The organism is Paenarthrobacter sp. PPS72 (assembly GCF_048537125.1).
GTDB lineage: Bacteria > Actinomycetota > Actinomycetes > Actinomycetales > Micrococcaceae > Arthrobacter > Arthrobacter nitroguajacolicus_E.
The window spans coordinates 115847-122554 of the sequence record NZ_JBLYIE010000003.1; the positions used below are offsets into that span (position 1 = coordinate 115847).

The following is a 6708-nucleotide window of genomic DNA, read 5'->3' on the forward strand; positions in this document are numbered from 1 at the left end:
GGTGTTGTATTACGCGTTGAATTATGCGCCGGGGATGGATCAGGCAACGCAGCAGGATCGGGATGATGTGGTGGTGAAGTTCCTGCTTGCTGCCGGTGCTGTGGGTGTGTTGTATAAGGAGCAGGCGTCCATTTCCGGGGCTGAGGTTGGTTGTCAGGGTGAGGTGGGTTCGGCGTCGTCGATGGCTGCTGCGGGGTTGGCTGAGGTGATGGGTGGTACGCCGGGTCAGGTGGAGAACGCGGCGGAGATCGCGATGGAACATAACCTGGGGTTGACGTGTGATCCGATCGGGGGGTTGGTGCAGATTCCGTGTATTGAGCGGAACGCGATTGCTGCGGCGAAGGCTATTAACGCGGCGAAGATGGCGTTGTGGGGCGATGGTACACACCGGGTGTCGTTGGATGAGGTGATCGTGACCATGCGTGAGACGGGTAAGGACATGTCCCATAAGTACAAGGAGACCGCGATGGGCGGCCTCGCCGTCAACGTCGTCGAATGCTGATTGGCACCCCACCATGTGTTGTGGGGCCCGCTCTGCGCCCTGGAACGCATGAAAGACACGCAGAGAAGGCCCCGCAACGTGAACATCTATACAAAGGAACCTAATGACACTCGCACCTGAAGGCCGTAAGTTGCTGCGCGTTGAACAGCGCAACTCGGCGGTCCCGGTTGAACGTAAGCCTGAGTGGATCAAGGCCAAGGTCCAGATGGGTCCGGAGTTCGTCCAGCTCAAGAACCTGGTGAAGAAGGAAGGCCTGCACACGGTGTGTGAAGAGGCTGGTTGCCCGAACATTTTTGAGTGCTGGGAAGACAAGGAAGCGACGTTCCTGATCGGCGGGTCCGAGTGCACGCGGCGCTGTGATTTCTGCCAGATCGATACCGGCAAACCCTCGCCGGTGGACATGTTCGAACCCACCAAGGTGGCCCGGTCCGTGCAGGCCATGCAGTTGCGGTACGCGACGGTGACAGGGGTGGCCCGTGATGACCTGGCCGATGAGGGCGTGTGGTTGTATGCCGAAACGGTCCGGAAGATCCATGAGCTGAACCCGGGGACCGGGGTGGAGTTGTTGATCCCTGATTTCTCCGGCAAGCCCGAGCACATCGCGGCGATCTGTGATTCCAAGCCCGAGGTGTTCGCGCACAACGTCGAGACCGTGCCGAGGATTTTCAAGCGGATCCGTCCGGCGTTCCGGTACGAACGTTCCCTGGACGTGATCACCCAGGGCCGGGATTTGGGCATGGTGACCAAGTCCAACCTGATCCTGGGCATGGGCGAGACCCGCGAGGAAATTTCCGAAGCCCTGCGGGACCTGCACGCTGCCGGGTGTGACCTGATCACGATCACCCAGTACCTGCGCCCGTCCGAGCGGCACTTGCCGGTGGACCGGTGGGTCAAGCCGCAGGAGTTCGTGGATCTCCAGCACGAAGCCGAGGAGATCGGGTTCCTCGGTGTGATGTCGGGTCCGTTGGTGCGGTCCTCGTACCGGGCCGGGCGTTTGTGGGCCACCGCGATGCGTAAGAAGGGCTGGGAAATCCCCGCGGCCCTGGCCCACATCGAGTCCTCCGGCACCACCCGCCAGGAAGCCTCCACCATCCTCGCCGCCCACGGCTAACGCAGATGTGCTTCTCCGCGGCTGCCGCGGGTGGTCACCAACAACAGCAGCAGTAGTACGACGGCGGCTGGTTGCCTTTCTGAGGCGACTGGCCGCCGTCGGGCGTTGAGCGTTGGGGCCACGTAATGAAACCGAAGCATTCGAACACAAGCGCAGTTTTTGCTCAAGACGGGCACAATGTTCGCGCAGTGCCGCAGGAGCGCAGGAGATACCCGGCGGGCTTGGCTCGGCGATCAGCCAAAAGCTGTCACGTTAAAACTGAGTATCCACGCCCGCGTCATGACTGCGGACACTGGCTCGTATCCAAGTAGTCCGCCTCCGAAAACTGAGTACTTGCCTTTGGTATGAGCGTATTCCCGACCCCTTGTTCGGGCGGAAAAGTGAGGTACCCCGAACACTAGCCACAGGGCTGGCGCGGACTGAACTATTGGGGTCATCGCTTCATCCGACACCACCGATCGGATGCTGGGGGCTGCGATGCGGCTCCCCGGGACGTAGATCAACCAAGGAGCCTTATCATGCGCAAGCTTTCCAAGAAGAGCCGGATTACAGCAGCCGTCGCCGGCGTAGCACTGGTGGCAGTTGGCGGCGGAGCTGCCTACGCCTACTGGACCACCACGGGTTCGGGCAGCGGCGAGGCCACCAATGCGGCCGGCGGCGGAACCGTAACCCTGCACGCTAATTTTGCGGCAGGGCTGGCTCCGGGCAACCAGGTGTCGGTGGCTTACACCGCGGATAACGCCACCACTTCCAGCACCGTAGTGGGTGCCCTCAGCGCGAACGTCACCACCAACGTGGCTGCTTGCCTTCCCGAGTGGTTCGAGGTCACGGCCGTGACCAGCAACAGCCCTGTGGCAGCGAACTCCACCGCAACGTCAGTGGGCAGCGGCGTGCTGAAGTTCAACGACAGCACCACGGCCAACCAGGACGCCTGCAAGGGCGCAGTAGTAACGGTCAACGTCACCAGCCTGTAGCGCCTGGTCGCCGGGGACCACCTTGCCAGTGGTGGTCCCCGGCCCACGCTTTCCCTGCTACCTGCACTGAAGCCAGCACTGAACACGCCTGAAAAGAGCCTCCATGGACCCCCGACGAAAGCACGCTGCGTCACCGAAAAGTACTGGGTCACCGAAAAGTACCGGGTCACCGAAAAGTACTGCGTCACCGAAAAGTACCGGGTCACCGAAAAGTACTGCGTCACCGAAAAGTACCGGGCAGTTGCGTAAAACCGGAATTCCGCTGCGCGCCCTTTTCCTGGCCTTGGTGGTGGCGCTCGTGCCCATGGTGACGCTGGCTGCCAGCACGGGGCAGGGCAACGCACTGGCGAATGTGGGCAAAGTGTCCAAAGGGATCACGGTGACGCTCTCTCCCTCCAGCCGTACTGTGGACCAAGGGCAATCTGCCAGCTATTCGGTGTCTGCTTCATCGATCGGAGGCTTTACCGGGCAGGTGACATTCGCCGTCGTCGGCCTTCCGACCGGAGCCGCAGCCCAGTGGCAGCCATCATCCGTGCTCCTGTCATCCGGCAGCACGGCCCAGGCGACCCTGACGGTGACCACATCCCCCGCTACTCCTGCCGGAAGGTCCGACTTCACGCTGAAGGCGACCAGCGGAACAACGCAGGCGTCAGTACAGGCGCAACTGCACGTGCTGGAGGTCAAGAGGAACTTCGCGGTTTCCGGCTCCGTTGACGGGATGTTGGCTCCTGGTGTTTCCCGGGCGCTGGACCTGCAGATTTCCAACCCGGGCAACAAAAGCATCGCGGTGACCAACCTGTCAGTGGCCATCAGCCAGGTGGTCCGAACCCCGACGGCGGTGGCAGCCAACCTTCCCTGCACTACTGCTGACTACAAGCTCATTCAATACTCCGGCCAGTATCCGCTGACCGTGGTGCCGGGCACCCGCTCGCTGTCGGCGCTGGGTGATTCCGAAGCGCTGTGGCCGCGGATCCAGATGCTGGACACCGCGCAGCTCCAAGATGGTTGCAAAGGCGCCACCCTCAAGCTCACGTACTCCGGCACGGGACAGGCGAACTGACATGGCTACGGCAGTCCGAACTCCCCGCATTCCCGGCAAAGGACGCCTGGCGCGAACCGCGGCTGCCACCGTGGCTCTCTGCATCCTCGGTGGTGCGGGTTCCGCGTACGCCTACTGGGTTACCGCCGGAATCGGCAGCGGATCAGCAACCAATGGCACCATGCAGGCCGTCACGGTGGACGCACTCGTCCCGGGCGACACGCTGCAAACCAGCCTGGTCCCCGGAGGGACCGCCGACGTCATCCTTCGCGCGTCCAACCCCAACCCGCACGCGGTGACCATCTACGGTATCGCCGCGAACGGGCCGGTTACTGCCGATGCCGCCCACCCCGGCTGCACCCCCACGGGAGTGACGTTCACGCCTCCGCCGGCACCCTTGGCTCCCGCAGCAACCATCCCGCCGAACACCTCCATCTTGTTGACTCTTGAGGGCGCCGCCAGCATGAGTGCGGCTTCGCTTTCTGCGTGCCAGGGCGCCAAATTCGATGTTCCCGTGACACTGGAGGTACGGAAGTGAGCAGGCAACGCCCCCTATCTGGCGGAACGGCCACCTTTGGCTTCTGGAACAGGATCGCGGTGATCGTGGTGGGCATACTCCTGGTTTCCTGGGGAGGGCCGGCCGCCAGCGCGTTCTGGGGTTCGGTCGGCAGCGGTTTCGGGGCGGCCAAGGCCGATGCCGTAGCCCAGGGCGCGAGGCCCGCAACCGCCGTCTCCGGCACCAGTGTGACGGTCACTTGGGCGGCGAGTACGACGACGGCGGGACGGCCCGTGAAAGGCTACAGCGTCGCCCGCTACGCCACAGCGACCAATGGTACGGGGATCGCTGCGGCAGGAACCTGCGCGGGAACCATTGCTGCCCTGAGCTGCGTGGACAGCAACGTTCCTACCGGCACCTGGTACTACGCAGTCACGCCGTTGCTCTCTGCGTGGCAAGGCGCGGAAAGCATCCGGAGCGCAGCCACGGCCTTGGACGCCACCCCACCCGGAGCGCCTGTTATCACTGCTCCGGCCTACGTGTATTCCAGCAATGTAAACAACGTTCCCGTCAGCGGCACCGCCGAACCAGGTTCAACCGTGGTGCTCACGGTCGCAGGTGCCGGGGCCCAGCCTTTGACGCAAACCCTGAGCACCGGCAGTTCCGGAAACTGGGCGTCACCACCCCTGGACATGAGCGCTTTCAGCGAAGGAACCATCAGTTACTCAGCGCGGGCAACGGACGCGGCAGGCAACACCGGCCCTGCGGGAACGGCCGCCTCCACCAAGGACGTGACGGCACCAACCGTGACCGCGGTTCAGCTGATCAACGGCGGCATAGCCGATCGCTTGGATAAAGGCGACAAGGTGATATTGACGTTCTCCGATGCGCTCAACACTCAACTGATGTGCAGCGCTTGGGCTGCTACTGGCGCCCAGTCCCTGACCTCCAACAGCGGCCAAGTGACCGTCAGCGTCGATGCAGTCGATATTCTCAGAGTCACCAGCGGCGCCTGTACCATCAGGCTCGGCAGTGTTTTCCTCGGCGCGGACTACACCGGTCAGAGTCGCAGCTTCTCGGGCCAAGGCAACGGTGGCAACGCCTCCTCGCTGGTTTGGAACGGCACTGATACCCTCACCATTACTTTGGGAGCGGGCATGGCTGGCACCAATACAGCGACCTCGGGGGATGCCTTCCCCACTTACACCCCCGCCTCCGGCTTGACTGACGACGCTGGCAACCCGCTTGGCACCTCGTCAGTCCCCGGAGTTCCATCCCGGTTCTAACACCGCCGTTCGGGCGCCAATCCCGGAGTTTATGCAGATAGTGCCCCTCGCCCACGTGATGAGGGGCACTATCTGTGCCCGATTCCGGGGGCGCCTCAAAGCCCGGGCGTAACCTTGAAGCGGACGCCAGCGCCGCCGTCGTACTTTTGATCCTGCGACGAAAGGCGAGCTGCCACTTGAAGGCTGTAGCGGACTTGTTCACGATGGGCCCTGGAAACAAGGACCACCATCCCGCCCTCCGCTGCGCTGTAGGTGTGTTTGTTCCGCTGATTACCTTGACGTTAGTGGGGCGGCTGGACCTGGCGGTGTTTGCTTCTTTTGGCGCGTTCACTGGCATTTATGGCCGGAACGAGCCCCACAGCGTGCGCTTCCGGAGTCAGTTGCGCGCCGGCGGCTTCATGCTTTTGATCATTCTTCTGGCCACGCTCATGGCCCGCTTTGCGCAGGCGGGAGGCATCGAAGGTGCAGCTTATTCCTGGCTCCTGACGGCGGCGACCACTGTGGTGGCTGGTGTCTGCTCTGTGGTGGTGGCAGCCTGGAGGCTCCGTCCCGGCGGCTCGCTCTTTCACATTTTCGCCTTCGCTGCCATTGCCTCCATCACTGCGCAGCCTCCACTCTGGGAAGCCATGGTGGTGGCAGTGGGAACCACGGTCTTTTGCCTGCTCATCGGCATGTCTTCGCGCGTACTCAAAAGCCACCGGACACCGTGGAAACGGCCTCCACCCCTCCGTCACACAGCGGCCGAGCGCCGGGCGATCCGGCTCGAGGGTGGCGGCTACCTCGTGGCTGCTGGCTTGGCCGGAACCATCGCAACGTTGGTGGGGGAGCGGCTCGGGTTCGGGCACACCTACTGGGCCATGGTGGCCGCTGTGGTTCCGCTGGTGGGTCATTCGACGCGTCACAGGGTTAGCCGTGGCATCCAAAGGATCGCCGGAACGGTGATCGGACTCGTGTTGCTGGCCGGTATTCTCTGGCTGAACCCCGCGCCGTGGGCCATGGTCCTGGTCATTGCCGCGTGCCAGTTCGGGGCGGAAATGTTCATTGCGCGCCAGTACCTGGTGGCCCAGGTATTCGTGACGCCGTTGGCGTTGATTGCCACGCTGTTGGCGGCGCCCGTGAATCCTGCTTTGCTGTTGCGGGACCGCATCATCGAGACCGTCATTGGTGCCGCCGTCGGCGTCGCAGTGGTGGTGGCTCCGGCTGTTTGGCGGCGTCTGCGGGCGGATGGGCCTTTCGCCTAAGCTCTCATACGACCGCGGCTGGTAAGCGTGGACTCACTAACCTCGATTTTTCATGACGG

Annotated in this window: 7 protein-coding genes; all 7 read left to right on the top strand. The window is 63.1% G+C overall.

The window, feature by feature from the left end; all coding sequences use genetic code 11:
• Positions 1-502 (top strand): L-serine ammonia-lyase, iron-sulfur-dependent, subunit alpha (locus ACLRGI_RS01335; RefSeq protein ID WP_419199929.1); only part of this gene is annotated, 502 nt, incomplete at its 5' end.
• Positions 503-605: 103 nt separating this feature from the next.
• Positions 606-1613, top strand: coding sequence for a lipoyl synthase (gene lipA, locus ACLRGI_RS01340; protein ID WP_011774451.1), 1008 nt, complete (start codon positions 606-608; stop codon positions 1611-1613).
• 518 nt (positions 1614-2131) lie between these two features.
• Positions 2132-2587, top strand: a complete 456-nt coding sequence (locus ACLRGI_RS01345; protein ID WP_419199930.1) for a hypothetical protein — start codon at positions 2132-2134, stop codon at positions 2585-2587.
• Positions 2588-2828: 241 nt separating this feature from the next.
• Positions 2829-3647: a COG1470 family protein gene (locus ACLRGI_RS01350; protein ID WP_419199931.1), complete on the top strand. Its 819-nt coding sequence runs from the start codon at positions 2829-2831 to the stop codon at positions 3645-3647.
• A gap of 1 nt (position 3648) precedes the next feature.
• Positions 3649-4164: a hypothetical protein gene (locus ACLRGI_RS01355; protein ID WP_419199932.1), complete on the top strand. Its 516-nt coding sequence runs from the start codon at positions 3649-3651 to the stop codon at positions 4162-4164.
• Positions 4161-5408, top strand: coding sequence for an Ig-like domain-containing protein (locus ACLRGI_RS01360; protein WP_419199933.1), 1248 nt, complete (start codon positions 4161-4163; stop codon positions 5406-5408). The genes ACLRGI_RS01355 and ACLRGI_RS01360 overlap by 4 nt, the downstream gene beginning before the upstream one ends.
• A 203-nt stretch (positions 5409-5611) precedes the next feature.
• A complete protein-coding gene (locus ACLRGI_RS01365; protein WP_419199936.1) occupies positions 5612-6649 on the top strand; it encodes an FUSC family protein in 1038 nt (345 codons plus the stop codon).
• The last annotated feature ends 59 nt before the right edge of the window (positions 6650-6708 follow it).

Coding starts and splice junctions, on each gene's coding strand:
- lipA (WP_011774451.1), top strand. CDS start 606: ATGACACTCGCACCTGAAGGCCGTAAGTTGCTGCGCGTTGAACAGCGC.
- ACLRGI_RS01345 (WP_419199930.1), top strand. CDS start 2,132: ATGCGCAAGCTTTCCAAGAAGAGCCGGATTACAGCAGCCGTCGCCGGC.
- ACLRGI_RS01355 (WP_419199932.1), top strand. CDS start 3,649: ATGGCTACGGCAGTCCGAACTCCCCGCATTCCCGGCAAAGGACGCCTG.
- ACLRGI_RS01365 (WP_419199936.1), top strand. CDS start 5,612: ATGGGCCCTGGAAACAAGGACCACCATCCCGCCCTCCGCTGCGCTGTA.